The sequence below is a fragment of the Streptomyces albidus (ex Kaewkla and Franco 2022) genome (assembly GCF_013870515.1).
In the GTDB taxonomy this organism is placed as follows: Bacteria; Actinomycetota; Actinomycetes; order Streptomycetales; family Streptomycetaceae; genus Streptomyces; species Streptomyces albidus.
In genome coordinates this window covers 22,853-49,162 of sequence record NZ_JACBXA010000010.1, presented here as the reverse complement: position 1 = coordinate 49,162, position 26,310 = coordinate 22,853, and the positions used below count along the sequence as shown (strand labels likewise).

28 protein-coding genes and 1 pseudogene are annotated in these 26,310 nt (G+C 64.7%); 15 read left to right on the top strand and 14 right to left on the bottom strand.

Going from position 1 to position 26,310, the window contains the following annotated elements; genetic code table 11:
• Positions 1 to 882 precede the first annotated feature (882 nt).
• Positions 883 to 2,682, top strand: coding sequence for a hypothetical protein (locus H5J26_RS03690; RefSeq protein ID WP_181764213.1), 1,800 nt, complete (start codon positions 883 to 885; stop codon positions 2,680 to 2,682).
• Between the two features lie 365 nt (positions 2,683 to 3,047).
• On the opposite strand, the gene H5J26_RS31870 is transcribed toward H5J26_RS03690, so the two are convergent.
• From H5J26_RS31870 to H5J26_RS03675, 4 genes and pseudogenes are all read right to left on the bottom strand, one after another.
• Positions 3,048 to 3,326, bottom strand: a complete 279-nt coding sequence (locus H5J26_RS31870) for an ANTAR domain-containing protein (RefSeq protein WP_309237761.1) — start codon at positions 3,324 to 3,326, stop codon at positions 3,048 to 3,050.
• Positions 3,327 to 3,822: 496 nt separating this feature from the next.
• Positions 3,823 to 3,951 carry an LPFR motif small protein gene (locus H5J26_RS31865; RefSeq protein ID WP_268932977.1) on the bottom strand — a complete coding sequence of 43 codons (129 nt, stop codon included), beginning with the start codon at positions 3,949 to 3,951 and terminating at the stop codon, positions 3,823 to 3,825.
• A gap of 316 nt (positions 3,952 to 4,267) precedes the next feature.
• Positions 4,268 to 4,570 (bottom strand): annotated as a pseudogene (gvpJ, locus tag H5J26_RS03680) (gas vesicle protein GvpJ); the annotation flags it as partial.
• Between the two features lie 982 nt (positions 4,571 to 5,552).
• Positions 5,553 to 5,792: a DUF6411 family protein gene (locus tag H5J26_RS03675; protein WP_181764210.1), complete on the bottom strand. Its 240-nt coding sequence runs from the start codon at positions 5,790 to 5,792 to the stop codon at positions 5,553 to 5,555.
• Positions 5,793 to 6,010: 218 nt separating this feature from the next.
• On the opposite strand from H5J26_RS03675, the gene H5J26_RS03670 reads away from it, so the two are divergent.
• The 5 genes from H5J26_RS03670 to H5J26_RS32375 all read left to right on the top strand — a co-directional run bounded on the left by H5J26_RS03670 (position 6,011) and on the right by H5J26_RS32375 (position 10,405).
• Positions 6,011 to 7,225 (top strand): phospholipase D-like domain-containing protein, encoded by a 1,215-nt coding sequence (locus H5J26_RS03670; protein ID WP_181764209.1) that lies wholly within the window; start codon positions 6,011 to 6,013, stop codon positions 7,223 to 7,225.
• Between the two features lie 139 nt (positions 7,226 to 7,364).
• Positions 7,365 to 8,174 carry an alpha/beta fold hydrolase gene (locus H5J26_RS03665; protein WP_181764208.1) on the top strand — a complete coding sequence of 270 codons (810 nt, stop codon included), beginning with the start codon at positions 7,365 to 7,367 and terminating at the stop codon, positions 8,172 to 8,174.
• A complete protein-coding gene (locus H5J26_RS03660; RefSeq protein WP_181764207.1) occupies positions 8,174 to 9,445 on the top strand; it encodes a PP2C family protein-serine/threonine phosphatase in 1,272 nt (423 codons plus the stop codon). Before H5J26_RS03665 ends, H5J26_RS03660 begins: the two co-directional genes overlap by 1 nt.
• Positions 9,442 to 9,801: an STAS domain-containing protein gene (locus H5J26_RS03655; RefSeq protein WP_181764206.1), complete on the top strand. Its 360-nt coding sequence runs from the start codon at positions 9,442 to 9,444 to the stop codon at positions 9,799 to 9,801. The genes H5J26_RS03660 and H5J26_RS03655 overlap by 4 nt, the downstream gene beginning before the upstream one ends.
• 247 nt (positions 9,802 to 10,048) lie before the next feature.
• Positions 10,049 to 10,405, top strand: coding sequence for a helix-turn-helix domain-containing protein (locus H5J26_RS32375; protein ID WP_419183749.1), 357 nt, complete (start codon positions 10,049 to 10,051; stop codon positions 10,403 to 10,405).
• Positions 10,406 to 10,444: 39 nt separating this feature from the next.
• Here the strand turns inward: H5J26_RS32375 and H5J26_RS31860 are convergent, their stop codons facing one another.
• A complete protein-coding gene (locus H5J26_RS31860) occupies positions 10,445 to 10,696 on the bottom strand; it encodes an ANTAR domain-containing protein (protein WP_309237760.1) in 252 nt (83 codons plus the stop codon).
• 298 nt (positions 10,697 to 10,994) lie between these two features.
• On the opposite strand from H5J26_RS31860, the gene H5J26_RS03640 reads away from it, so the two are divergent.
• Positions 10,995 to 11,300, top strand: coding sequence for a hypothetical protein (locus H5J26_RS03640; protein ID WP_181764203.1), 306 nt, complete (start codon positions 10,995 to 10,997; stop codon positions 11,298 to 11,300).
• Between the two features lie 447 nt (positions 11,301 to 11,747).
• Here the strand turns inward: H5J26_RS03640 and H5J26_RS03635 are convergent, their stop codons facing one another.
• A complete protein-coding gene (locus tag H5J26_RS03635) occupies positions 11,748 to 12,989 on the bottom strand; it encodes a right-handed parallel beta-helix repeat-containing protein (protein ID WP_181764202.1) in 1,242 nt (413 codons plus the stop codon).
• A 663-nt stretch (positions 12,990 to 13,652) separates the two neighbouring features.
• Between H5J26_RS03635 and H5J26_RS03630 the strand changes: the two genes are divergently transcribed.
• From H5J26_RS03630 to H5J26_RS03620, 3 genes are all read left to right on the top strand, one after another.
• On the top strand, positions 13,653 to 13,961 hold the full coding sequence (locus tag H5J26_RS03630) for a hypothetical protein (RefSeq protein WP_181764201.1): 309 nt from the start codon (positions 13,653 to 13,655) through the stop codon (positions 13,959 to 13,961).
• Between the two features lie 231 nt (positions 13,962 to 14,192).
• Entirely contained in the window at positions 14,193 to 14,495 is a 303-nt protein-coding gene (locus H5J26_RS03625) for a hypothetical protein (RefSeq protein WP_181764200.1), read from the top strand.
• 1,448 nt (positions 14,496 to 15,943) lie between these two features.
• The gene (locus H5J26_RS03620; RefSeq protein WP_181764199.1) at positions 15,944 to 16,120 is read left to right on the top strand and encodes a hypothetical protein; all 177 of its coding nucleotides are present in this window, start codon (positions 15,944 to 15,946) and stop codon (positions 16,118 to 16,120) included.
• Positions 16,121 to 16,451: 331 nt separating this feature from the next.
• Here H5J26_RS03620 and H5J26_RS03615 read toward each other — a convergent pair whose 3' ends face one another.
• The 4 genes from H5J26_RS03615 to H5J26_RS03600 all read right to left on the bottom strand — a co-directional run bounded on the left by H5J26_RS03615 (position 16,452) and on the right by H5J26_RS03600 (position 19,326).
• Positions 16,452 to 16,844 carry a glycine cleavage system protein H gene (locus tag H5J26_RS03615; RefSeq protein ID WP_181764198.1) on the bottom strand — a complete coding sequence of 131 codons (393 nt, stop codon included), beginning with the start codon at positions 16,842 to 16,844 and terminating at the stop codon, positions 16,452 to 16,454.
• Between the two features lie 526 nt (positions 16,845 to 17,370).
• Positions 17,371 to 17,586 (bottom strand): Nif11-like leader peptide family natural product precursor, encoded by a 216-nt coding sequence (locus H5J26_RS03610; RefSeq protein ID WP_181764197.1) that lies wholly within the window; start codon positions 17,584 to 17,586, stop codon positions 17,371 to 17,373.
• A gap of 213 nt (positions 17,587 to 17,799) precedes the next feature.
• The gene (locus tag H5J26_RS03605) at positions 17,800 to 18,180 is read right to left on the bottom strand and encodes a glycine cleavage system protein H (RefSeq protein ID WP_181764196.1); all 381 of its coding nucleotides are present in this window, start codon (positions 18,178 to 18,180) and stop codon (positions 17,800 to 17,802) included.
• An 837-nt stretch (positions 18,181 to 19,017) separates the two neighbouring features.
• Positions 19,018 to 19,326 (bottom strand): hypothetical protein, encoded by a 309-nt coding sequence (locus tag H5J26_RS03600; protein ID WP_181764195.1) that lies wholly within the window; start codon positions 19,324 to 19,326, stop codon positions 19,018 to 19,020.
• A gap of 305 nt (positions 19,327 to 19,631) precedes the next feature.
• On the opposite strand from H5J26_RS03600, the gene H5J26_RS31855 reads away from it, so the two are divergent.
• Together H5J26_RS31855 and H5J26_RS03590 are read left to right on the top strand one after the other, a co-directional pair.
• Positions 19,632 to 19,883 (top strand): ANTAR domain-containing protein, encoded by a 252-nt coding sequence (locus H5J26_RS31855; RefSeq protein ID WP_309237759.1) that lies wholly within the window; start codon positions 19,632 to 19,634, stop codon positions 19,881 to 19,883.
• A gap of 396 nt (positions 19,884 to 20,279) precedes the next feature.
• On the top strand, positions 20,280 to 20,663 hold the full coding sequence (locus H5J26_RS03590; RefSeq protein WP_181764194.1) for a hypothetical protein: 384 nt from the start codon (positions 20,280 to 20,282) through the stop codon (positions 20,661 to 20,663).
• Between the two features lie 12 nt (positions 20,664 to 20,675).
• Here H5J26_RS03590 and H5J26_RS03585 read toward each other — a convergent pair whose 3' ends face one another.
• The 4 genes from H5J26_RS03585 to H5J26_RS03570 all read right to left on the bottom strand — a co-directional run bounded on the left by H5J26_RS03585 (position 20,676) and on the right by H5J26_RS03570 (position 23,287).
• Positions 20,676 to 21,167 carry a hypothetical protein gene (locus H5J26_RS03585; RefSeq protein WP_181764193.1) on the bottom strand — a complete coding sequence of 164 codons (492 nt, stop codon included), beginning with the start codon at positions 21,165 to 21,167 and terminating at the stop codon, positions 20,676 to 20,678.
• Between the two features lie 231 nt (positions 21,168 to 21,398).
• Complete coding sequence (locus tag H5J26_RS03580) at positions 21,399 to 21,962, bottom strand: hypothetical protein (RefSeq protein ID WP_181764192.1); 564 nt, start codon at positions 21,960 to 21,962, stop codon at positions 21,399 to 21,401.
• Positions 21,963 to 22,023: 61 nt separating this feature from the next.
• A complete protein-coding gene (locus H5J26_RS03575; RefSeq protein ID WP_181764191.1) occupies positions 22,024 to 22,386 on the bottom strand; it encodes a hypothetical protein in 363 nt (120 codons plus the stop codon).
• Between the two features lie 130 nt (positions 22,387 to 22,516).
• Complete coding sequence (locus H5J26_RS03570) at positions 22,517 to 23,287, bottom strand: GntR family transcriptional regulator (RefSeq protein ID WP_181764190.1); 771 nt, start codon at positions 23,285 to 23,287, stop codon at positions 22,517 to 22,519.
• Between the two features lie 205 nt (positions 23,288 to 23,492).
• Here H5J26_RS03570 and H5J26_RS03565 point away from each other — a divergent pair, with 205 nt between their 5' ends.
• From H5J26_RS03565 to H5J26_RS03555, 3 genes are all read left to right on the top strand, one after another.
• The gene (locus H5J26_RS03565) at positions 23,493 to 23,909 is read left to right on the top strand and encodes a hypothetical protein (RefSeq protein WP_181764189.1); all 417 of its coding nucleotides are present in this window, start codon (positions 23,493 to 23,495) and stop codon (positions 23,907 to 23,909) included.
• Between the two features lie 659 nt (positions 23,910 to 24,568).
• Positions 24,569 to 25,900 carry an FtsK/SpoIIIE domain-containing protein gene (locus tag H5J26_RS03560; protein WP_181764188.1) on the top strand — a complete coding sequence of 444 codons (1,332 nt, stop codon included), beginning with the start codon at positions 24,569 to 24,571 and terminating at the stop codon, positions 25,898 to 25,900.
• A complete protein-coding gene (locus H5J26_RS03555; protein ID WP_181764187.1) occupies positions 25,897 to 26,088 on the top strand; it encodes a hypothetical protein in 192 nt (63 codons plus the stop codon). Before H5J26_RS03560 ends, H5J26_RS03555 begins: the two co-directional genes overlap by 4 nt.
• Positions 26,089 to 26,310 lie beyond the last annotated feature (222 nt).

Genomic DNA, 26,310 nt, shown 5'->3' with positions numbered 1-26,310 from the left:
GCCGCTGCATGCGGTCGTGCCGGCTGACCTTCCGCTCCGATAGGCGGCGCTCGGCGCAATCACCAGAAGCACACTCATCATGACGAGTGCTTGCCTGGCTGTATCCGCGTGAGGCATGCTCATGACTCATTAGGACGAGTGCCTGTCTCTTGTCTTGTGCTCGTCTCCTGCTGAGTTGGAAAGGTTTGAGATGCCAGTGATTCGTAGTCGGTTGAAGTACGCGGTGGGGGCGTTGCTCGTGGCGTTGTTGATCGGGTTCCTGCACTCGCAGGACGCTGATGCCGCGTCGGGCGGGCGGCCTGCGCCTGCGGGCGGCATGGTCACTACGACTGCCGCCGGGGTTCCTCCGGGCGTGCCTGAGACGAGCGTGACGGTGGATGGTTTGCGGCTGCGGTCGGCTCCGGGGTACGGCGGGGCTGTACGTGGACTGCTCTTCAGTGGTGACCGGGTCTTCATCAAGGAGCGCTTCGCTCCCTCGTATAACCCGGATTGGGTGGGGGTGAAATTGACTGAGGACTCGTCAGGAGGCTTGCCGTACAAGACTTTTGGCTACGTCCACAAATCTTACCTGTACGGCGAGTAAAGATCATTGATTGAGTCATCCTGATATTCACTGCGTGAAGGGCGGCCTTGTCTTCTCTCGGGGAGGGAAGGCCGCCTGCCGGTAGCGAATCAATTGTGAGTGATGAGCATCCCGTGACCACTCTTGACCAGCATCTTTGTCGGGTTGGGTCGCGTGGGAGTGAGTGGATCTTTTCAGTATTCCCACGAATTTCTTGGTGGCCTAGAATGCGCCAGGGGCATATGTTCGATGGCCGATAGAAATCTGTACGGGGTTGATCTTATGTGCGCTTCTATTGCGCAAGACCGGATGGATTGCTCGTGTTGACGCTGGGTCAGATAACTGACGGCGAAACCATACTCCGGTGGGTTGTTGATGGTTCGCCAGATTCGGCGCGCGGTTTTGAGGATGTGATCCGGTGCGATGCGGAAGGTCCGCCTGCGGCTGAGCGGACCGCGCGGGCGCTGCTGGTCCTCCCGGACGTTGCTGGGTTGGGCTGGGTGCGTGAGCGGGCTCGGGATGCTGCGGGCGTGGTGGTTTGCGGGGGCCTGGTCGCTGTGGAACCTGGTTTCCCGCTGCCGGTGCTGACGCCTGTAGCGCCGGGTACGTCGGAGGACGTGAGTGAGCGGCTGTTGCGGGTGCTGACGGAGTCCATGCGGGAGCAGCTGCGGGATGCGGGGCAGTACGCGGATCTCACGGCGCGGAGCCTCGTGGACGGGTCAGGGCCGGGCCGGCTGCTGTCGTGGGTGGCTCGGCGTCACGACGCCCGGGTGACTGTGCACGATGGCTTCGATGAGGAGGCGTGGCCGGAAGAGGTGCGCGGTGCGGAGGGTGTGCAGCAACTGCGCCCCCTGGTGCGCGGGTTGGCCTCGGCGCCGGTGCGGCTGACGACGCGGGGCGGGCATGTGCAGGTGTGGCCCGTGGGTGCGGAAGCCCCGTTTCGGCTGCTCATGGCCTCGCGGGCACGGCCGTGGAGTGCTCAGACGCAAGTCACCATGGGACAGGTGGCGATGGTGGTCGCTGGTCTGCTGCGGGAGGAGAGCATCACCACTCGCGAGGTGCGGCTTAAGACGGCCGTGGAGGCGGCACGCACCTCGGCTTTTCAGTTCCTGGTAGTGGGCGATGTGTACACGGCGCAGCGGACGATAGGGCCGCTGGCACCCGGCCTGCTGGGCGCGGAGGCGATACAGATTGCCATCGCGGAAACCGCGCCTGGCGAGGCGCGGACAACACTCGCGGCGGAGGTCGAGACGGCGTTGGGCGAGGCTCGCGCGATGCCGGTGCTCTGCCCGGTAGAGGACGGGCAAGTGATCGTCCTGTGGGACGCCTCGCAGGGACTGGTCCAGAGCGTGCTGGAGCCGGTAGCGCAGGGTGCACAGGGCCGGGCCGTGGGGGTGAGCGGCCGGGGGTCGCTGGAGCGGACGCCCATGCTCTACGAGACGGCGGCTGCGAGTGTGCCGGCAGCCCGCCGGATGCCCACCAGCGTTGCCGTGCACGACGGTCGGCCCGCGCTCGAAAAACTGTTGGACCCGTCCGCGCGGGCATGGGCGCGGCAGCTTCTTGCTCCCGTTGAGGTGGAGTTGCCCGATGCGTTGGAGCGGAAGCAGTTCTTCACGGTGTGCCGTACCGCGATCATGATCGGAGCGACGGGCACGGCCAACCTCCTTGGTCGGCACCGGCAGACGATTGCCAGTCGCCTGGATGACCTGACCAGGCTCGTCGGCCTGGACCGCACGTGGCTGGCGGACAGGATGACACTGGACCTTGCGCTGCGGCTGGCGGACCTTGACGCACCCGCTCCAGGCACGGTGCCCGCGGCCGGGATGACGGACGCGCTGGACCAGGAGGCCGCGAGAGTGTGGGGCCAGACGGTCCTCGCGGATTTGCCTCCCCGGCTGCTGAACGCTCTCGTCGCGTGGGCCCGTAGCGGGCTGAATATCCAGCACGCCGCACGGGAGTTGGACATCTCCCGGAACACCTTGAGCGAGTGGCTACGCGAGGCGTCGGGGTACGTGAAATTGCCGCTGTCGAAGGACAGGCCAGGCAAGCAACATGAGGCCGTCTGGGCGCTGCACGTCACGGGACGAGTACCACTCTCGTCAACGGACTGGTGGACCTGACCACGGCCTCGCTCCGCTCACCGCGCCGACTTGCCGCCGAGTCGGCGCCCTGACTCCGCCCTGCTCCGGCCGGGCCCCAGCCACCCGCCGACTGCGAGCGACCTTGCGCCAAAGACGATCAGGCCACAAGACTCACACTGAGACGAGCCTCGAAGATCAGAGCCTCGCTTCGGGCCAACGATCAGGTGCGTCAGAACCATCTACATCAGGGAAATGCCTATGATTAGGCTGCCCGTCCGCCGCAGGATCGCAGGGACCTCGGACGTATCTGCGTTGTCTGAGCGGGGAACGGCACTTGAGTCCGTGAGCTGACGGTGGTTCGCGACTTGCGGCCCTCGACTTGATGCCCCGAATGAGTCGAGGGCCTATTTGCTCTTGAGGTCGCTCATGGCGGCTTCGATCAGTCGGCGCAAGCGTCCGTCCACGACGTCTTCTTGTGTGGTGGCGACGATCTCCTCAGCCACGGTGTGGAGCTTGGTGTTGGTCTTCTGGGACACGTTCACCAGAGTCTTCCATGCGTCATCCGAAGCCAGGCTGTAGGCAGCCATGAGCACGCCCATGGCCTTGTCGATAATGGGACGAGTCTTCATGGCCTTGCGCAGCTGCTCTAGCTCCGCAGACTCATCCTGGGCATCACCGCTCACGGCCACCCCCACTCTCTGTGCCCGTAGAGCCATCCGAACACTGCCCCGTCGCACAGAGCCTATGCTCTGGATTTCAGCCCGGGTGGACGGACCATGCTGGACCGTCTCTGGGCAGTGCGGAGGCGACCAACGGTGACTGACGCCGACATCTGACCGAGGGATCAGCCCAAGTCGAAACGATGAGCTGAGGAAGGGGCGCAGGCGGCAGACTCTGCGGCCACTTCCAGAAACTCTGACCTGAGCGTTGCAGCTTGACTCGCTCATTGAGACTCCAGCCCAAGCCGCTACGCAGGTTGTTCAGAGGTCGGGAGAGTCGGGTCTGGCCCATTTTGCGGCTTGCCGTCTGGTGGCATGACTCAGGGGCTGAGCTTTGAGGGCTCGGCCCCTGAATTGGGTACCACCAGAGCCGGTCGCAATGGCTACACGCCGTCACCAAGGTGGGCTGGCATCAACGAGGTGCGTCGGCTGCCTTGCTTGGTGCCGGTTCAGCGGTTCGTCAATGGCGACCATGCGCTGAGTCCGAGGCTCCGCCGAAGAGCCTGGCTACAAGGCGAAACGGCAGGGTGACGATGGTGGCGATGGCCCCGCCGATTGTCCGCAGAATATCCGCGATTGCCTTGAACATGAGGGGCCTCCAGGGTGATCCCCTGACCGGGGGTCAGGCGCTGCCGAGCCGCAGGTGCGACTGCGCAGTGTCAGGTGCCCCTCATCGATCAGTGGAAACACGGAGTTGCGAGGAGGACGGACTGTTGCCCATCAAACGGCTTGGCCTTCAACGCGTGCGCTACCAGCGCGCACATGTCGTCGGGCAGAGACATGTCCTCGGCGCCGGCCGCCAGTTGGACCGCGCATCCTCCTTGCCTGAGATGGTGAAGCGTGCGGAGGCCGGACGGTGCGCCCCGCTCGCTGAATGTCTCGACGGCTCTGGCGAGCGCACCCTAGGACTTGTCTTTCGCTTCGTCTTCCGTGGTGTCACCGAGCAAGTCGGTCAGTCCGGTTGGCGCTTTGCGACCTGATTCGAGGTCCAGCCTGTTGCACGCCTCGGCGAAGCGCAGATAGGTGTCGACGCTTGCCACGACCACTCGCACGTCGATCTTGAGCAGCTCGATGCCGACCACAGAGACCCGTATGAATGCGTCGATGACGAGCCCCCTGTCCAGGATCAGCTCGAGGATGTCGTAGAGATTTCCTCCACCACTGCCTCCGCCGTTGGAGGAGGTGCTGGTCTGCGGTATCACGCTCACGCTGATCTTCCCTTCGAGGTGACATGGCTCAGGGTCCACCGAGCTGGTTAGGTCAATCACCCTTAGTGGTTCGATCCACTGATCGACCTGGCCAAGTGCGCCTGCCGCAACGGGCTCGTGCCGAGCCCATTGCCCTTGTCTGTGTGTCTGCGTGAGGTGTTGGGTGCCCTCTGCGCGCGGCCCTACGCTCCGAAGCGTGGCCGGCGTTGACCTATTGCAGCTGCCCGCTCTCGATGGCCAGGCCAAGCATCTGCACGGTGCCGAACTGGTCCGGCCCGAACTGCGCATCGGTAGCTTGGCCCATGAACGAATAGGGGTCTTCGAGCTCGATGTCCGCTCGCCTCGGCGGGCGAGACGCGGGGCACTCCGCCGATGGGCGACTTCTTATACACCTGCGATGTTGGTCCGTCAGGTTGTCAACGACGCCCCCCGGAAACGCGAGTGTCTGAGGGGAGGCGACCCCACCGGCTCCGTTCCGAACCGGCTGGGGTCTTTCGCCGTCACGTGGCCCGGGACCAGGCAACAGCGTCTCCTCTGGGTTGCCCACCAGCGTGAGTTCACACCTGAGTTGTTCGCCTGCGGCATCTGCGCTGGCGTCAGTGAAGAAATTCACCGAGCGGATCGGCGATTTGAAACTCCTGCGTAGCTGAGGGGCTTCCGCGCTTCACTTTCTCCGCATGCGGATGGCGACGTATACGCAGACGAGCAGTACGAGGGCGGCGATGATGAAGACCTTCATGAGGCCCTTTCCCTTAATTGCTACTTCAGCCGCGCTGGGACGTCATCCACTCTGCGTTCTTGTTGGGCGAATCGGGAACGGCAGCGTGCACGTAGTGCGCGTAGTGGAGACAGTGGGGCAAGGACATCATGCTCGTGCACATGGGACGCAGGCGGCCCGGAGAGGGCTCCCAAGCCCTCCGAGCCGCATCAACCAGTCGACGTGGCAGGGGTCAGCAAGTGGCGTTCCCTGTACTGCCCTCGGTTAGAAAGGCATGCGGCGGCGAGTGCGGCGGCCAGCGGCACCGCTCTTGCCGAGAGCGCGGGAGCTGCTGCGGAAGGGCTTGCTGAGGAAGCGGCCGGCCTTGCCTGGTGCCTTGCCGGCCACCTGGGACCCGGCTCCCATGGAACGCTGGGCTCCTCGCTGAGGACGGTAGGAGAGGCGGGGGAGCAGGAAGGCCAGTACGGCCAGGGCTACGCAGACCACGACGATACCGATGATCACGGGATCGCTCCTTAAGTCGGGTTCGTACCGTCTGCCTGCCCCCGGGGTGTCATCTCATGCTCGAAAGTGGTCGACGACCAGCAGCGATGTGAGGTGGGCGACTGGTCCGCGTTCTGTTTGGTTCGCCTGGGGTGGGTACAGTCATCCACCGCCGGGCTCCTTGCGCCGGACGATTCGGGGTGCGTTTGCCCTGTACCGCCTTCAACCGGCAGGTGACCATGACGACTGTTGAGGACCAGCCCAAGCCCGAGCAGTTCGTGCGGCGGGCGTCGGATACCGGCGGCAAGAGTCAGCGCATACGGCGCCGGCTGGAACGCCTGATCGGGATCGCAGCGACGGAGGGCAATGCCCTTGTTCCGCTGCGCAACGGGGACGAGATCTTCGCTGCGATGCTGGCCCGGATCCGGGCAGCGGAGCACACGGTGGACATGATGACCTTCGTCTACTGGCGGGGGGACATCGCCCGTCAGTTCGCCGAGGCACTGGCCGACCGTGCCCGTCAGGGCGTGCGGGTGCGGCTGCTGCTGGACGGCTTCGGCAGCAGGCTCATCGAGAAGGAACTGCTGGAGATGATGGACCGGGCCGGCGCCCAAGTGGCCTGGTTCCGCAAGCCGTTGTGGGCCTCTCCGTTCAAGCAGAATCACCGCTGCCATCGCAAGGTCCTGGTCGTGGACGAGCAGATCGCCTTCACCGGCGGGGTGGGCATCGCCGAGGAATGGTGCGGGGACGCTCGCAACGAGCACGAGTGGCGCGACACGCATGTCGAGGTCCGTGGCCCGGCTGTGGACGGTATCGCCGCCGCCTTCTCGCAGAACTGGGCTGAGTGCCATGACGAGCTCTTCGACGACCGCGACCGCTTCATCGAAGTCGCCCAGCAGGGAGACTCCGTGGTCCAGGTGGTTCGCGGCTCGGCCAGCTTCGGCTGGCAGGACATGCAGACTCTCATCCGTGTACTTCTGGAATCGGCCCAGGAGCGTGTACGCATCGCCACTGCCTACTTCGCGCCCGATCCGTACTTCATCGAGATGCTCTGCCAGGCCGCTCGGCGCGGAGTCGAGGTGGAGATCTTGCTGCCCGGTCCGCATGCCGACAAGCGGGTCTCCCTGCTGGCGGGCCAGCAGCACTACGAGGAGCTTCTCTCCTGCGGGGTGCGGATCTGGCAGTACCAGCCGACGATGATGCACGCCAAGGTCGTCACCGTCGATCAGGTCGCCTCCCTCATCGGCTCCACCAACTTCAACCGGCGCTCCCTCGACCACGACGAAGAGGTCATGCTCGCCGTGCTGGACGAGGCCTTCACCGCCCGTTTGGACGCAGACTTCGAGCAGGACCTGGCGGTGAGCGAACGCATGAAGGAAGGCCGTTGGAAGAGGCGTTCTGGCGCACAGCGCATCAAGGAGGCCGCTGTCGCTCCCATCCGCCGCTTCCTGTGAACTCGCCCCTGCGGGCGGGCTCGCGCCGGTGTTTGCCTCCGAACCGCGGGGGCAGATGGATCTCCACGTGCTTCGGCAAGAAGGCACATCCGTTGGAGCGGGACGCTCCGGGAAGACCCCGACTTGGAGGGTGTGCCGCATGGATGTGCGAAGCAGGAACCACGTGACCGTGACCGGGCGGACCGGGGGCCCGGTGGTGATGCTCGCGCACGGGTTCGGCTGTGACCAGAACATGTGGCGCCTGGTGGTGCCTGCCTTGGAGCGCGATTTCACCGTCGTGCTCTTCGACCACGTGGGTGCCGGGCACTCGGATCTGTCGGCGTGGAGCCCGGAGCATTATTCGACGCTGGACAGGTATGCCGATGACGTGCTGGAGATCTGCCGCGAACTGGCCCTCGGCCCGGTGACGTTCGTGGGGCACTCAGTGAGCGCGATGATGGGTGTACTGGCAGCCGCGCGGGCGCCCGAAGCCTTCGCCGGGCTGGTGCTTCTCGCTCCCTCACCGTGTTTCATCGACGACCCCGAGTCGGGTTACCGGGGCGGCTTCAGCGCCGAAGACATCGATGAGCTGCTGGAGTCCCTGGAGGCGAACTACCTGGGATGGTCAGGTGCGATGGCGCCGGTCATCATGGGCAACCCGGAACGGCCGGAGCTGGGTCAGGAGCTGACCAACAGCTTCTGCCGCACCGACCCTGACATCGCTCGCGTCTTCGCCCGGGTGACGTTCCTGTCCGACAACCGCGCCGACCTCCCGGCAGTAGACGTGCCCACTCTCATCGCCCAGTGTTCCAGCGACGCCATCGCACCGCCGGAGGTGGGCGCGTTCGTCCACGCCCAGATTCAGGGAAGCCAACTGGTCACGCTGAACGCCACGGGACACTGCCCCCAGCTCGCCGCACCGGAGGAGACCACCGCGGCCATCACCGCGTTCGCGGGAGCCGCCAGGTGATGAGCAGGACCAGCGACGAAGAAGGGGGCAGCCCGGAGAGAGACGAGGCGTCGGCGGACGAGCAAGCGCAGTTCTCCGCCCTGCTGGAGGACAGCGCCGAGGACCTCTACGAACGCGCGCCCTGCGGCTACCTCTCCACCCAGCTCGACGGCCGGATCGCCAAGGTCAACACCACCCTGCTGGACTGGCTCGGCTACGAGCCCGGCGAGTTGGTGGGCCACAAGCACTTCTCCGACCTGCTCACCGTCGGCGGACGCCTCTACCACGAGACCCACTTCGCCCCACTGCTCAGAATGCAGGGCGAGATCAGCGGAATCGCCCTCGAACTCAAAGCAGCCAACGGTGCCCGCCTGCCCGTCCTGGTCACCTCAACGGTCAAGACCAGCAGCGACGGGCAGCCCCTGCTGATCCGCACCACCGTCTTCGACGCCCGCGACCGCCGCGCGTACGAGACCGAGCTGCTGCGCGCCCGTCAGCAAGCTGAAGAGGAACGCGCACGCCTCCAACGCCTGAACACCACTTTGCAGAAGACGCTGCTGCCCCCGGCCCTGGCGAACGTGCCCGGCCTGGACGTCTCCGCGCACTACCACATCGCCTCGACCGACGAGGTCGGCGGCGATTTCTACGACCTGTTCCCCCTGGCCGCCGGCACCTGGGGGCTGTTCCTGGGGGACGTGTGCGGCAAGGGCGCCATGGCCGCGGCAGTCACATCCCTGGCCCGCTATACCCTGCGCGCCGCAGCCGTCTACGATCCCGACCCGGCCGCCGTCCTGGACAATCTGAACACGGTCCTCAACCACGAGTACAACGGCACCGACCCCCGGTTCTGCACGGTTGTCTTCGGGCTCCTCACCCCCGATCACGACGAGGGCGGCTTCCGCGTCACGCTGGCCAGCGGCGGCCATCCCCCTGCTCTGCTGATGCGCGCCGACGGCACCGCCGACTACCTCACTACACCCGGCGGACAACTCATCGGCGTCCTGCCCGACGTCGACATCGCCACCACCACCGTCCGCCTGGCCCCCGGCGACACCCTGCTGCTGCACACCGACGGGCTCACCGAAGCCCACATCAACAGCGACGCCGAGGACGGGGAGCGCTACGGCGACGATGCCCTGCTCGACTTCGCCGACGCCCTCGCGCCCACCACCGCCTCGGACACCATCAGCGCGATCCGAGACCTGCTCGACAAACTGGGCAGCGGCGTCGACGACGACACCGCTGTCCTGGCCATCCACGTGCCCCAACCTCCCAGTGATGAGCACCAGTGACCCCAGATCTGACCCTCCGCACCCGCACCACCCCCGCCGGAGCGGTCATCGAACTCGCCGGAGAACTCGACCACCACACCGCCGACCAGGTCCGCGCCGCGCTACCCGGCCTCGACCTGCACTCGGGCCAGCAACTCGTCCTCGACCTCGACGGCATCACCCTCTTCGACTCCAGCGGCGTCACCGTGCTGATCGCAGCCCGCAACCACGCCCGAGCAGCCGACGCGAGCATCGCTCTGGCCTCAGTCCCCAACTGCGTAAGCCGAATCTTCCGCAGGGTCGGCCTGGAACAGGTCTTCACAACCCACCCCACTGCCCAGGCCGCCGAGGCAGCTTGGCGACCCCCGTCAAGCTGAGCGGCCGACGAACCAAGCCTGAGGCTGTCTGCCACCGAACGCTCACTGAAACGGTTCGGGGCACGAAGCGACGTCAAGGCCTTCGGAATTCGCCCCGGAACCACGTGCCACACGGCAGAAGCGTGCAAGCACCGATCGTGGTGCATGAACCGTTCCTTGTCGGCGGGCGCATGGTCACGCTCGATGAGTGCGACAGAGTGACGGCACTCCCCATCGGCCGGGGCCGGAGCGAACGATTTTCGTCACGATGCACGACAGGCAGGGGTCCGATCACCACAGTGCACAGTGCATGGTGCCCGGGGCCGGAATGGCTGATGCGCTGGACCAGGAGGCCGCTCGTGTCTGGGGCCAGACGGTCCTCGCGGATCTGCCTCCCCGGTTGCTGAACGCTCTCGTCGCGTGGGCCCGTAGCGGGCTGAACATTCAGCACGCCGCACGGGAGTTGGACATCTCCCGGAACACCTTGAGCGAGTGGCTACGCGAGGCGTCTGGGTACGTGAGATTGCCGCTGTCGAAAGACAGGCCAGGCAAGCAACATGAAGCCGTCTGGGCGCTGCACGTGACGGGACGAGTACCGCTCTCGTCAACGGACTGGTGGACCTGACCACGGCCTCGCTCCGCTCACCGCACGTCAGCCCAGGGCCTACTCGGCTTTCAGCTTCGCCAAGGCGTTTTCGATCAATCGAGGGTAAGACCCATTCACGTCGCCGCCCGGGGCGTTCGCCACGATGTCCACAGCCACGGTGCGGAGTTTGATGTTGCTGTGCTGGGAGACGCTCACCAGGACTTTCCACGCATCCTCTGACGTGAGTCTGTGCGCCGCCATGAGTACGCCCCGGGCGTGATCGATGACAGGCCGTCTCTCCACTGCGGTACGTAGCTGTTCGATCGCCACTCGCACATCCTGCGGGTCATCGTTCACGACGGTCCACGCCCTTCCGCGCTGAAGGCCTTCATGCCTGCCCACGCGGAGGCAGCCCATCCCTGCCTCTTCTTGGCTAGGCGTGGACGATCACCGGGCCACGTCTGATCGCGCGGGATGGTCCACGATGGCGGGTCGAATGCGGCAGAGGAGACGTCGAATCAGGCAAAGCGGCGTGTTGCGCGCCTTAACGGATGTTTCCTGCCAATAGCTTCTGTGTATCTGTGCGCGATCTTTGTTGGTCGCGCAGTCTCATGGAAGTGGAGAAGTAATGCGCAAGCTTCGCGAAGCAGCAGTTGTGGCCGCCATGGTCGCCGGCGTCAGCATGCTCGGTGCCGGTGCCGCGTACGCCGGCGGCGGGGAGCCCACCGAGCTCCCGACCGTCAACTGCGAGCAGGACGCCAGCAGTGACAGCGTGGACTTCACCCTGGCCGGCACTCTGGCTCCGGTGACCACCGGTGACGGCGGCGACGCTGACGCCAGCGCCACGCAGCAGGTCTGCGGCATCGGCAACGACGACAACGAGAACACCGCGGGTGACGCCACCGGCGGCACCGGAACCTCAGCCCTCGCGTAGTCGCTGAGACCGACCTTCGTCGGTACGAATTCAGGGGCCGAGCCCCCAAAGCTCGGCCCCTGAATCATGCCGTCCACCCCTTCGAGCGAACTGCCAGATCGACAGCCGCCCCGGCATGCACCAAGCCGCCAGAAAAGTAGACAGGCATAGGCCCCCCGCCGGAGCAATATCCGGCGGGGGGCCTATGTGCTTCGCGAAGCAGTTCCAATTCCGTACCTTAGCGCGCGAGCCGTCACCGTCATGTGAACACGCTGCTCACGGCGCGCCGCCGTCGGTCGAATAGCGGGCGGGATGCTGCCAGCGTTGATCATCGGCTTGAAACTCGGTGTCCACGCCCCCGGGGTACTACCTCGGGGCTTCTGGGGTCGAGTTCGGATCTGGACCGGTGCCGGCGGACCTGGAGCAGGCCCGCCGGCACCGGCTATGCGGGGCGAGTCCGCCCCGGTCTCAGACGCAGATCCCGTTGGGGTCGTCCTTGGGGCACACGTTCCCTGTCCAGGTGTTGGCTGTGCCGACCGTGCCGCTGCCGCTGGTGTCGTCGTTGGCGTCCCATACGGTGCTGCCTGTGGCGACGTTGCCGTTGAATACCAGCGGGATGATCGGCGTCACCGACGAGTTCACCTGAATCCCGTTGTTGCTGCTGCTTCTGATGACGTTGCCGGAGAATGTTCCGGAGTCCAGTTCGCTGATGCTGACGCCGTTGGTGCGGGAAGTGATGACGTTTCCGGTGACGTTCAGGCTGGTGCTGGGGTCCAGTGATCCGAATTGCGCCGTCACGTTGATGCCTGTGCCTGCGCCGCCCGTGATGATGTTTCTCTGGATCTGCGCGTGATCGGTTTCCGAATCGACGAGCATGGCGCTGCCGGAGGGAAGGGCGGAGTTCTTCGTGATCTGGTTCGACGTCACCGCAGGACCGTCAGCGTTGACCAGTACAAGGAATGTGGAGCTGTCCACACTTGCGTTGTCGGTGATGCTCAGCTCTTCCGCGGGGTCGCTACCGTCCAGGACTCCCTGTGTGTTGACGTCCGCGTTGACGTGACCGCTGAAACGGTTCTGGGTGATCGAAGTGAAATTCGTGCCCTGGCCGCCGCCCAGGAAGATTCCGGTTCCGCCTTGCGGCAGGCTGTTGTTGTTGTCCACCAGCCGGTTCTGACGAATCACCGACCGACTGGAACTCGTGCCGGGGGAACGGAAGTTGATGCCGATCCGGTTCCCCGTAATGATGTTGTTGACGATCGTGAAGCCGCTGCCGCCTGACAGCGTGTCGATCCCGTCAGCCGTGGAGTTGCGGACGGTGAAGCCGTCGATGGTGACGCCGCTCACTCCGCCGGTGACGGTGAAGCCCGTGGACCCTGCCGGGGGCTGGACGATGGATTCCTGCGCGGCATTCGTGCGGCCGAAGCGCGCGTCCACACCCGCCTGCGCTCCGCGGAAGACCAAGGGCTTGTCCACTGCTACTGCTTCGTTGTACGTGCCGGCGCAGACGCGGATGGTGTCCCCCGCCGACGCGGCGTCGACCGCGGCTTGAATCGTCGCGTGCTGGGGGTTCTGACATGTTGCGCTCGGGGCTCCCACGACGATCACCGCCAGCGCGGCGGCCGGTGGCGATACGGCGAGACCGGTCGCCCAGAGGAGGACGGCCATGCCGGTACTGAGGAGCGACTTGACGATGGATCTGGTCGAGGCCATTCGTCTTCTCTTCCGTAGGAGTCTGAACCGGCTCGTGTCGCCCCTGCTGCCCGCCTTGCCGTCGGCCGGCCTCGGATGGAGAAGGCACCGCAGTGCACGCCTCAGCACCGGTGAGCACCGGAAAGGGGACAGCGGAACAGGCACGAGTCCCTCAAGTAATGCGGTCACTGAACAGCTGCAACAAGAGCCGGGGGAACCAACCCCCCGAACGACGGAGCGCGCGGAACGGGACAGGTGAGCGCGCGCACGAATTGAGGCGTTAATGCGCCTCTGAGCCCGCGTGAGGACCGGCGCGACGCCGGACTGTCCGCCTCTCCGGCGGTTCGGCTGGACAGCCTCTGGGCGTCGCGTCACCGTCCGGCTGACAGACGACAACAGAGGCTGATTGTCAACGCGCAGGTCATGCTGTTGCTCGCTCGCCCTTCTGCAAGTCAGCCGACTGCCACATCGTTTCCAGATGAACTGAGTACGCCTTGGAAGGATGGCCGATCGCGGTGTTTGGCACGACCCCGTCCAAGGTCGGTCGCGCGCCGCGATCACCAGACACCGAATCAGATATAGCGGCGTGTTGCGTACTTGGTAGATGTTCAGGCCAATAGCTTCTGTGGCACTGTGCGCGATCTTTGCTGATCGCGATCCAGCTCTCATGGAAGTGGAGAAGTAATGCGCAAGCTTCGCGAAGCAGCAGTCGTGGCCGCCATGGTCGGCAGCATCGGCATGCTCGGCGCCGGTATGGCGACCGCCCAGGAACTCCCGACCGTCAACTGCGAGCAGGACGCCAGCAGCAATGAGGTGAACTTCACCGTCGGCGGCACTGTTGTTCCTGTTCTCACCGGTGGCGGCGGCGACGCTGACGCCAGCGCCACCCAGCAGATCTGCGGCATCGGCAACGACGACAACGAGAACACCGCTGGCACCGCGATCGGCGGCACCGGCACCTCAGCCCTCGCCCCGCCGGTCATCACCCCGTAGTCACTACGGCTGCGCCCCCAATTCAGGGACCGAGCCCACCAGCTCGGTCCCTGAAGCATGTCAACACGTGATGTGACTAGGCGAAAGGGTCATCCTCAAAAGGGAACCTGACGGCCAATCAGGTCAAGAGGCGTGTTGCGAGTCGGATGCGACTTCTCTCTTGAATAGCTTCGGCTATGCCTACGCGATCGTTGCTGATCGCGATCTAGCCTTCATGGAACTGGAGAAGTAATGCGCAAGCTTCGCGAAGCAGCAGTAGTAGCCGCCATGGTCGCCGGCGTCAGCATGTTCGGTGCCAACGCCGCGTTCGCCGGCGGGTGGGAGCCCCAGGAGCTCCCGACCGTCAACTGCGAGCAAGACGCTGACAGCAACAACATCACGGTCACCATCGCCGGCACTTCCACCCCGGTGACCACCGGTGACGGCGGCGACGCTGACGCCAGCGCCACCCAGCAGATCTGCGGCATCGGCAACGACGACAACGAGAACACCGCTGGCACCGCCACCGGCGGCACCGGCACCGAGGCCCTCTAACCACTGAGGCCAGTCTCATTCCATGATTCAGGGGCCGACCCCGCAAGGCTCGGCCCCTGAATCATGTGCTCCTCCAAGCGGACTGCCGGATGCACAACCGCCCTCGGCATGCTCCAGTCTCTTCAATGCACACAAGGAAGGCCCCTCGCCGGGGTAACTCCCCCCGGCGAGGGGCCTTCTTTGCGCTTCGCTTCGCCTAACAGCTCCTCACGCAGAACAGTAGCCCGCGATCCTCACCATCCCGTGAACAAACTGCACACGGCGCGTCCGTTCCATGTCTCAGTACTCACGTTCGACCTTGCGGGGGCGGCCACGTCAGAGGCCCACGGCAAGGAGCTGATAGCCAACCCTGCGGGCATGTTCTTCGGACTGCTTGTTGTAAAGCGGCGTACAGCAACCCCAACAACCTGCTGTGCCCCTACAGCACCTACTTCGCGCCGTTGCGTAGCCGGTAGCTAGCAACTGCATCGGCGCAGAGCCCTTCGTTGGAAAGCATGATCGGCCCGTCCGACCTACGCACCGGAGGCAACACACTCCAGGGGCAATTGAGCCACTGCGTGAACGCTGCGTCCTGACGGCACCGGGCAGCTTCGGTGTCTCCATCGACGGGGCCTGACCTGTGCCGGAGAGCGTTGAGTCGGTATTCGTCGTCTGCCTTCGCGCTGACTCGCCAGCCTCCGGCAGGAGTATCGACCTTCTCTGCCACTCCAGGTCGATACCCCATTTTCATCATGGTGCACGGTCGAATGGGGTCTGATCGTCACGGTGCACGGTGCTCGCCAAAGATTCGTCGCGATGCCTACTGCGTTTCGACGCGGTGCACGGTGCCGGACGGGCCTGCCTGGCTCTTACCGTCCTGGTCAGTCCTACGGAGAACAGGAGTGACAGCTATGGCAGCGGATAGCGACCAGGAGGAATCTCTGTACGTGTGTGGCGACCCGTATTTCACTGGGTGGCTTGACGCGCGGGATGCGGCTAAGCAATGGATGAGCGCCCTGGAGGCTTCCGGCATGGACGTGGAGGGGCTGCGGGTGCGGCCGTGTACGGGTGCGTGCGGGGGCGGTGAGGTCCAGGTGTGGGCCACTCCGGAACAGATGCGGTGGGTGGCTGAGCTGGTGACGCGTGGTGCGGAGGCTGCGCGTGGCCGAGAAGCGTGCTGAGACTACGGGGTGGCGTTGCTGTGCCTGGTGCTGTGCTGTGGGCACGCCTGCCGGCCGCAGGAGGATTTTTGGGCTGGAGCTGCCACGGGCCGAGAGAGCAGGGGGCCTTACGCTCGCGCAGCGAATCGGGCTGGCTCCTAGCCTGCCCGCAATGGCCCGATGTGGCCCCCTGCTCTTAGAGGCTCGGCCCGTGGTGGCTGCCTAAAAATCAACCGGAGGCCGTCCGCCAGCCCCAGAGAAGTGAGCGGCACGCCATGATGGGAAAGACGAACACGGGAGAGGGGAAGCATGCGCAAGGGCAAGCAAGTTGGGCGCGCGGAGCGCACCCGTGGGCGCGGCAAGGTCTTCGTGGAGGAGACGAACGGCAAGATCTGGGTGACGTGCACGGGGTGCAGGACGGCAGAGCGCCCATGGGGCGACGCGCGGCGGGCCCAGCGTGTGCATGCACGGCGCTGCGAGCGCTGACGGGATAACGTGCATTGCGCGTGAGGTACGCGATGAGATGCGCATGAAGGTGAAGGCCCCTCGTTCGGCGTGATGCCGGGCGGGGGGCCTTGCTCGGTCTGAAGGCTTGCGTCTCGTGCTCGTCGGGCGGCTGCCGCTAGGGCGAGACCGGCCGGAGGCCGCAGCTCGCCCGAGGGCGGCAGGGACGCCCGGCACGCGCCGTAGGCGCGTGCCCTTGAGGAAGTAGAGAAAGTCTCGACCGATCCGGCTACTTGGACCGTGCTGTGGGCCGTGATCAGGCAGTTACCAGGGGCATGCGGCCACGCTCACCCAGGGGCCAGCCTCATCCTTATCACATCCATTTGAGGAGCTCGTCATTGAGGTATTCCTTGTATGCCGGTGCGCTGAGCAGGTTGCCGAGGTGGGAAACACGGGCCTTGATCAGCCAGCCCGTGCCGTAACAGTCGACGTTGAGCTTGACCGGGCGTTCCCAAAGCTCTTCGTTGATGCTTGTCACTGTGCCCGCCACCGGCATGTAGAACTCGATTACCTTGGAGTGGGACTCGATCGATCCGATGGGCACTCCCGCTTTGAAGCTTGTGCCGGTTGACGGCAGCTCGACGTGGACGATGTGACCGAGCACCGTTTGTGCGAAATCCGTCATGCCGATCGTCGCCTCGTCGTTCGCGAGCTGGATCCACTGGTGCTCCTGCGTGTATTTCCGGTCCCCTGGGACGATCGCCACAGCACGCCTACCTTTGCTTTCGCCGCGAGGTCACTTCAGTCCGGTGAATGAGCACCGTTGGACGTCCAACGCTGACAGCTTCACGCCCGTTACTCGACCGACGGAGGCGTGTCTTGAGCAGCATGTCCGGAGGATGAGTGAAGGCTTGCGGGGCTAGGGTCCTGAGCAAGGAACTGCTTCGCGAAGCATGTGGGCCCTCGCCGGACTGTTGCTCCGGTGGGGGCCTTACCTCTCGATTGATCCGGCTACTTGGACCGTGCTGTGGGCCGTGATCAGGCAGTTGCCAGGGGCATGCGGACGCTCACCCAGAACGAACTGATGTCTTGGAGCTCCTTCGACCGAAGCTGTCCCCGCTGTTGTACGGCAGGGAGGCTCAAGCCGGTGGCCGCCACCGTTCGATGGCTGCCGAAGTGTCTGGGCGTCTGGCTGAGTCCCCCCACTGTTGATGTCAAGGGCTGATGTCACGCTGCCTGCAATTGCTGTGCTGGGCTCTCACCCGCTGGGTTGGGCGCGATCTGGGCACGCTTCAGCTCCACACCTCTTGGTCGCCGCCGCGCCATTCGACCAGCGCGGGGTTGCGCAGATCGCGCCTTGTGAATTCGTAACCTGCCGCGCTCAGGATCGCGATCAGCTCCGTCCAGTCCCGTGCGATGCCGAGGACCGACGCACTGTCGCACTCATCGAGCGTGATCAGGCGCCCCCCGGCCGGGGCCGGCTCATGCACGACTATTGGTGCGGGCACACTTCAACCGTGCCCTACATGGCGGCGAGCCGCACCTCCTCCCTTGCCCTGGGATGACCTCCTGATCAGTTGTCGGGATCTGTCACGGTCGCCTCCTGCACGGCCCGGAGACGGCCCGGGTGACCCCCTAACCCGGAGTGAGATTCTGTCCATCAATCACCGTCGACCCGGCTACGTCGCTAGCAGCCAGAGTCATCGGCAGATGCCTGATCGCTACATCTCAGCACTGATGTAGTCCTCGTATGCCGGTGCGCTGAGCAGGTCATCGAAGTGGGCCACACGAATCTTGATCAGCCAGCCCGTGCCGTAGCAGTCGGTGTTGACGGTATCGGGGCGGTCCCGGAGTTCCTTGTTGGTGCCTGTCACCGTGCCCGTCACTGGCATGTAGAACTCGATCACCTTGGTCTTGGACTCGATCGATCCGCCCGGCAGTCCCGCCTCGAAGGTGGCGCCGGGTCGTGGCAGCTCGACGTGCACGATGTGACCGAGCGCCCGCTGTGCGAAGTCCGTGATGCCGATCGTCGCCTCATTGCTCGTGAGCTGGATCCACTGGTGATCCTTCGTATACTTCCGGTCCCCTGGGGCGATCGCCATGACGCACCTGCCTTCTCTTTCTCCGCCAAGATCACTGCACTGTGTCTCCTGACAGATGGTGCGGTTAGAGCGGCGCGCGGGCGTCGCTGCAATCCACCGCACAGGCCGAAGCTGGATACGCCATCGACGTGACACCTTCGCGCGGTGAATTCCTCGCCGGGGCGAGCTGACCACGGTGTCCAAGGAAGCGCTCTGCGCGCGGTGGCTACCGTAGTGAGTGCCGGCCGAGGTACACCCATGGCCAGTGGTCAAAGCCGCTGCCCGGGTTGGGTCTGACGGCGGTCACGGATTCTGCGGCCACGTACAGCCGACCGTCGTGAACGGTGCGGTCGCCTTTCGTATAGACCGTGTCGGGGTCCCAGTCCGGGTAAGTCTCCATAGCGTCCCCTCACCGGGGATCAGGGCTGCCCTGTTGGGCAGCCTGCGTGGAGTGTCGCAGGCTCTGTATACGTTGAGGCGGGATTGCACCGATCGGCTTGATCTGACGCATCTGCGCGGTTCCTCAACGTATGCCTCTGACCGGGCCCCACGTCCATCAGGTTGAGCCGTGGTTACCGAGAGACGTGGAAGGACGCGCCGTACGCAGCGTGTTCACAGGATCGCGAAGGCTCGCGGGCTAGGATTCCGGCTGAGGAACCGCTTCGCGAAGCATGTGGGCCCCTCGCCGGACTGTTGCTCCGGTGGGGGGCCTTGCCTGTCTACCTCACTGGGGGCTTGGTGCATGCCGGGGGCGGCTGTCGATCCGGCAGCCTGCTCGAAGGACGTACGGCATGACTCAGGGGCCGAGCTTTGGGGGCTCGGCCCCTGAATCGGCACCGGCAGAGCCGGTGGTAGTGACTAGGCGCCGTCGGCGGCCAGCGCCGCGGTCCCGGTGCCGCCGGTGGCGTCACCAGCGGTGTTCTCGTTGTCATCGTTGCCGATGCCGCAGATCTGCTGGGTGGCGCTGGAGTCGGCGTCGCCCGCAGCGCCGGTGGTCACCGGGGTGCTCGTGCCCGCGAGGGAGAACACCAGGGTGTTGCTGTCGGCTTCCTGTTCGCAGTTGACCGTCGGGAGCTCCTCAACCTGAGCGGATGCGATGCCGGCACCGAACATGCTGACGCTTCCGACCATGGCGGCTACAACGGCTGCTTCGCGAAGCTTGCGCATTACTTCTCCACTTCCATGAGGCTGCGCGATCAACAAAGATCGCGCACAGATACACAGAAGCTATGGGCAAGAAACACCCATTAAGTAATGCAACACGCTGCTTTGCCCAATTCGACTCTCTTTGTGCCCGCGATCGGCAGAGTCACCATTGCCCATCCCCACACGGCCACAGGCGCCCGGTGATCGTCCATGCCTAGCCAGGAAGAGGCGGGGATTGGCTGCGCCCCCTCCGGGCAGACTCGGGGGTGCCTTCAGCGCGCTACAGAGCGAGGACCGTCGTGAACGATGACCCGCAGGATGTGCGAGTGGCAATCGAACAGCTACGAGCCGCGATAGAGAGACGGCCTGTCATCGATCACGCCCGGGGCGTACTCATGGCGGCGCACAGGCTCACTTCAGAGGATGCGTGGAAAATCCTGGTGAGCGTCTCCCAGCACAGCAACATCAAGCTCCGCACCGTGGCTGTGGACATCGTGGCGAACGCCCCGGGCGGCGACGTACACGGGTCCTTCCCGCGATTGATAGAGAGCGCCTTGGAGGAGCTGAAAGCTGAGTAGGCCCTCGACTCATCGGGGAGCGAGTCGAGGGCCGCAAGTCGCGAACCACCGTCAGCCCGCGGACTCAGGTGCCAATCCCCGCTCAGGCAACACAGATTCGTCCGAGGTCCCTGCGAGCCTGCGGCGGACGGGCAGCCAAATTATACGCATTCCCGCCGGTATAGATGGCCCCGATTCCCCCGATCGGGTTAGGCGCATTCAGCGCTGTGTCCCTCCGAGGGTGATGCAAGGTCCCTGCGGCAGTGTCTGACGCCAGACCGGTGATGGCTCGCGTGAGGTCGGTGTAGCGGCTTTGGGCTGGGCGCACACAGCTCCGGAGGGCGTGGGCCTGGTGTCCCAAAAAATGGCTCACTATGGCTCTAGGACGATGCAGGGCAGGCTCATATTGTTGGGCTCATGAAATCATTTCGCGCCTATTGGGGCTACTTGGCACTGGCCGGCCTAGTTGTTGCATGGGAACGAGGAGTGGCCTTTCCAATGTTGTTGGTGTTGTCGTTGGCTGTATTTTCCTACGCTTCATTCCAGGCCCCGGGCTGGTGCGGTGCGGCAAATCGAGACGGCGTCACCTATTGCCGACAAAATGCGCGTGGTCTTTTGCGTGGCTGTGCCAAGAAGCAACACCGGTGGCAAAAAATGCAGCTCATCTTCTATCGAACCAAGGCAGGGAATATCGTCAAGGCGATCTTCCCGAGCCCCAAAGAGAAGTTCAACGCGTTCTTGGCTGTGGGCGGATTGATCTCAGCTATGACGGCTGCCATTGTGCCAATATTCAAGGGGTGAGAATCGCGTCGACTATGGTTGTGTGTTCTTGATCGCGGCAAGCCGATGTCTAGCCTGATCCAGCTCAGGCTCCGCGCCATCTGCTCGGACCGCTTGCAGTACCAGTAGCTGGAAGTCCCGCTTGGCTTGCTTGGCGGTCCCAACGGCTTCGGCCAGTCGCCCCGCAGCGTCTTGCGCGCTCGGTGCTGGGGTGTCCACCGGATCGATGACATCAAAGGCAGCCTCGTACGCGTCGGTGATCGCCATGCCCACTTTCGCGGCTGCCCAGGCTACGTCTTCCGGTCCTTCCATTGAGACCCGTTCATACGCAATGCTAGTGGGTGGTTCAATGCTCACCAGCTGTTCAACAACTTCATCGTGTAGAGGTGGATCTTTGGATAAGGCGAGATGCATTTTATCCAGTGCTCTCAGGCTGGCCGACGTCTCTGCAGCGAAGTCAGCGTAGGCCTTTCGCCGAGGTTCTCGTAGTTGGGCGATGTGCTCGGATCGTATCTGTCTTTCCATCTGCCTCTCCTGCGAGGCCAGTTGAAGCTTCGTCTGAGACCGAGTCAAAAACCCGGTCACTCCGGCCGCCACGGCGGTTCCGCACGCTCCAACTGCCGCCCCGAGAATGGCTGCGATGCCTGCATCCATGCGTTCAGGCCCGGAGTGGGGGCTCTTTGACTGCCCCCCACTCGGGTTACCTCCTCTTGTGCTTGGTCTTGTCGACCAATTCCAGTTCTGGCCCCGGCTTGGTCACTTCGAGGGAAGCTTCTTCAGCGCCTTGGTGTTGTCGGCGATGGTGTCGAGCTTGGCTACGACGGTCTCCCGGTCGAGTGCCATGGTTTGCATGACATCGAGGTCAATCACATAGGTCAGTGGTTCGACAGGCCCCCCGGGGCCGGTTGCCCTGACGGTGACCGTGTACTGACGCGGCAGTTCAGGATTGTCAAAGAGCCGAGGTCCGAAGGCGAAGTACCACTCAAGTCGTCGACGTGGCGGTAGGTGAGGGATCTTCCGCCCCACAACTTGAGCCAGCTTCTCGTCCCAGTCGGTGCGCTCGCCACCCTGAAGGGGAGGGCTGACATCCAGCTCTACATCCCGGGCGATGGTTGGTCCGGTGTTCTCGACCGTGAAGACCAGGAGCCCGGATCCGCCAGCCCGGGGTTGGATATCCGGGACGACGTACGGCTCGGTGGCTTCTTTGCGGACTCGTTCACCTAGCGCCAACTGCTGCCTGCTGTAGACCACTTGAAGTCGCGTGTACACCAGGGCGGCAATGCTGATGACCACGGCAAGGCCAGCTATGAGGTTGCTCATGGCCTGAGAGTAGAACTGGGCATCTCGGACATGAATATATGTTCAGGCCGTTTCGTGCAATCTAGGCTCGATCCAAGTGCTTGCGGGCCATGTCAATGAAGGTGCCGACGACTTCGCCCGCGATGAGGCTGACCTGCTGTTCCTCTTCGTCCTTCTCGTCTTTGCCGGCCTCCTGATTCAGAACAGCGCTCGCGAAGGCGTCTAGCGTGGCTCCCCAGGCTCTTACGGCATGACCGACCTCGAACGCCTGCTCCGAGATCGGTTGTGGCCCCTCAAGGAGCACGACGATGGTTGCCGAGTCGAACGGAGTCTTCCGGCCGGCCTGTCGAGATGCGGGATCCCGTACGAGCGCTTCTCCGCTTCCCCTCTCACTGCCGTGCGGCTGACCGGCGCCGGCTATCCCTGTTCGACTTCCGGTCCCCACTGCAGCGCACCCCACCCCTCCCCGCCCATCGGGCGGGGTCTTGATGAAGCAGGGAAGGTCGTACCGCGCTGTCGTTGTCGCTAGCTACGCCATGCGGGGTCTGCATGGTCATGACCGGGTTGGATCTCGGTTACTTGGGGGCCTTGGGGGGCTTGGTGGCGGTGATGCGGAAGGTGAGGGCGGTGTTGTCGGCGCTGGCGCGCAGCTCTTCCAGGACCAGGGGGTGGCCGGTTTCGGCATTGAGGGTGGTTCGGTAGGTCAGCAGCAGTGATGTGGACTCGGACATGTGCAGGGTGGTGCGTTCGTCCGGCAGGGGGCTGCGGGCGGTGACGGTCTCGGTCCACTCCAGGGTGTGTCCGGCGGCTGCCAAGTGGCCGTAGATCTTGGCCGGTGCGGCGTCCGGTGCGTCTTCCAACTCCGGGGCCTGCTCGACCACATCGAACGGGATGATCAACCGATGGGCGGCGCGGGCGCTGGTGCCTTCGTCGCGTAGGAGCCGGTCGACGATGAAGGCGGCGGTGGGGTCTTCGCGTTGCAGCAGCGCGGCGGTCTGGCCGGTGATGTTGCTGCGGGAGACAGTGGGTGCCTCGGCGTCGCTGAAGGTCTCGCCGTTGATGTAGCCCTTGCCTGACCGGTAGATGGTGCGCTCAAGGGCGGCGGTGGGTGTGGCTTGTTGGCGTACGAAGCTGCCTTTGCCGTGCCAAGAGACGACGACGCCCATCTTCCGCAGCTCGGCTACTGCGGCGCGGACGGTGGGGCGCGATACGCCGTAGCCCTCGATGAGTTCGGTTTCGCTGGGGAGCTTGCTGCCCGGTGCATACTCGCCGTTCGCAATCTCCTCGGCCAGGCGGTCTGCGAGCTGCTGGTACATGGCTGTCTGGCGTTGCAGCTTCTCGGGCATGGGGCGTGGCTCCGTTTCCAGGACAGGTAACACGGCATCAGGTCCATGTGGCGATCGAGGTGGGTGCGCAGTTGCGCGAAGTTCGCGATGTTCGCGCGAACTACGCACTCGTCAGCATAAGAGCTTGCGTGCATCCGTCAAGCCGCGCATACTCGCTTCTGTAACTCATCATTACGAGTGCCTGTCTATCGAGAGGTGGAAGCTCATGCCAATCCAGATGCCCATACGCTCGCTGCCGCTGGACGCGTCGCGATTCAAGACCGTCATGTGCGTGGTGGCGCCGCACCCCCGGGTCAACCGCGATACCGGGGAGATACGCACCGACCGCGAGGGGCGGCCCCTGTACGTGGTCTCGGTGTCCGTGCAACACGAAGACGGACAAGGCGCCTCGGTACTGGATGTGATCTTGGCTGGCGAACCCCAGGGGATCACTGAGGGAAGCCGCGTCATAGTCACCGGTCTGACGGCGAACTATTGGCAGATGGGAGACCGGGAAGGGATCAACTTCCGGGCCTCGTCCGTCACGCCAGAGTCCTCACCTGCCTCCCCGGCTGTGTCCGCCTCGGCTTCTTCGTCGGGCAGCGCGGGCGGCCGTGGCAAGACGCAGGGGGGTGACGCGTGATGGGCGAGCGTGTGGAGTTCGAGGAACTGCGGATGCGCACGGCGGCATTGCATTCGCGGGCCGGCGCTGGTCTGCCGCCTACATCCAAGACGCGAGAACTTTTGTTCCGCTCCGTGACGCGGGATGCGCTGAGCCTGGCGCGGCTGTCTTGGCGGATGGCCGGTGTGGAGCGTCGTGCGCGTCGTGGGGGCTGGTACTGATGGCGGCCGGTTCCTGGGAAGACCTGCGGCAGCGTCTTCAGCGTTTGGGGGATGAGGCTGAGGTCGCCGACCTGATGGTGACCTCAGAGCACTCCACTGACGGTCTCCGGTTGTTCTGCTTCAACTCTCTGGCCATAAGCACCGGTGAGGCTTTCGACCTTGCCCGGCGCCTTGCTGATCAGGTGCGCGGCTCGGGTTCGGGTGAGGGCTCGTGATGGGCCATTACCGCAGTGACCACGTGGCACAGCGGCTGATGGAGGATCTGCGGGTTCTCATCGGCGCTGAGGCTCTGCTGCGCTCCTTCGAAGGTGAACAGGCCGCGACCGAAGCTTTGATGCTGACGGCTTGTCATGCCGAATCGGCAGCGGACCATGCCCGGCTGCTGATCGAAGAGGCACGCCAGAGGGAACGCGCTCGCGACCTTCCCCGGACTCACTTGGCGCCAGGGGGTGGTACCTGATGCCGGCTGAACTGGTCGTGTGGCTGATCACCCTGGTGTTCGTTGGGCTGGTGGTCACGCAGCGTCTGTGGGAGCCGCGTCTGCCGGGCTGGTGGGCATGGTTGGCGGCCTGGTCGTGGTTCTGGCCGCTGTTGGGCTATCCGCTCACGGTCGTGCGGATGCGTGTCACGTGGCGGCGGCTGTCGAACACGGCGGGGCTGAGCGTGGTCAAGCGCCCTAAGTTCCGGGTCATCGGGGATCAGGCGATGCGGGGCATGGCGTTGCGGCCGATCCCGGCATGGCTGGGTCTGCCACGTCCCACGCGTACCGGGCTGACGGTGCGGGTGCGGCTGCATCCGGGCCAGACACCCGCCCTCTTCATGGCAGCGGCAGATGCCATTGCGCACGCCTGGCGGGTCCACGCGGCCCGGGTGACCAGTCCCCGGCGCGGCATCGTGCTGGTGACCGTGACCGCTCGCGATCCCTTGGCGGCCAGTGCGGGCGCATTCTCCCCGCGCCCGGCACGGCTACTGACAGCCCGGGTCGGCAGGAATGAGGACGGCGGGCCCTGGATATTGGATCTGCGCCGTGAGCCGCATTGGCTGATCACGGGTGCTACGCAGTCCGGGAAATCGACTCTGATGGCATCGCTGGTCTGCGAGTTGGCGCCTCAAGCTGTGGCTCTGGTCGGAGTCGACTGCAAGGGCGGACTGGAACTGTCGTTGTTTCAGCGGCGGTTGACGGCCCTTGCCGATTCCCGCACGGCTGCTGTGCGGCTCCTGTCCCGCCTGGTGGAGGAGACAGAAGCACGCATGAGCGATTGCCGTGCGGCGGGTGTGCGCTCCATCTGGGAACTGCCCGAACCTGACCGCCCGGTTCCCGTCGTGGTCCTGGTGGATGAGCTGGCAGAGCTGTACCTCAGCGACGGCACACGCGAATCCAAGGATGAAGTCGCTTCCTGCGGTACGTCGTTGCTGCGGCTGGCGCAGCTCGGCGCGGCCCTGGGCGTGCATCTCGTCATCGCGGGACAACGAGTCGGCTCCGACCTGGGCGCCCGGGTCACCGCCCTTCGCGCGCAGCTCGGCGGACGCATCTGCCACCGCGTCCACGACGAAGAAACCGCCCAGATGACCCTCGGGGATCTGTCGCCCGATGCTGTCACCGTCGCCCAAGCCATCACCGAGGACGAACAGGGCGTGGCGGTCACCGCTGCCGGCGGCCGGTGGATGCGGGCACGCTCGCACCTCACCTCAACCGGCGAAGCACGCGAGATCGCTACCCGGCATGCAGGCATCACCCCGGCCGTTGCGGATCTGGGCCTGTCCACGGCGAAAGGGGGCGACGCAGCGTGAGCTACGCGGAAGTGCTGCCCCTCGTTCTCGTATTCGGGATTATCACCGTGATTCTTGTGCGGTCCCGTGAAGTCTCCTGGTGGGCAGCGATTTTCATCTTCCTCTTCGGTGTCTACACCGCGCTGACTCCGGCGGTATTCATGGTCACCAACCTCGTGCAATGGCTCGCCAGCCGATTCGCTGGCTAACACCAATCAATAGCCTTACCTTCCTTACTCCTTTTCCTTTTGTTCAGCGAGAGAGATTCGTGATGCCTTCTCACATGCTCCCGGCAGTCATTGCGACCGCCAGTCGAGAAAGGAGGTCCGGCCCGTTGGACGGTCGGCCGCACGCCCCTACTCCGACCGGCCAACCGGCCGGACATGCTCCGACCGGAGGTTCCGGGAATCGGGACCGACACCTAAAAGAAA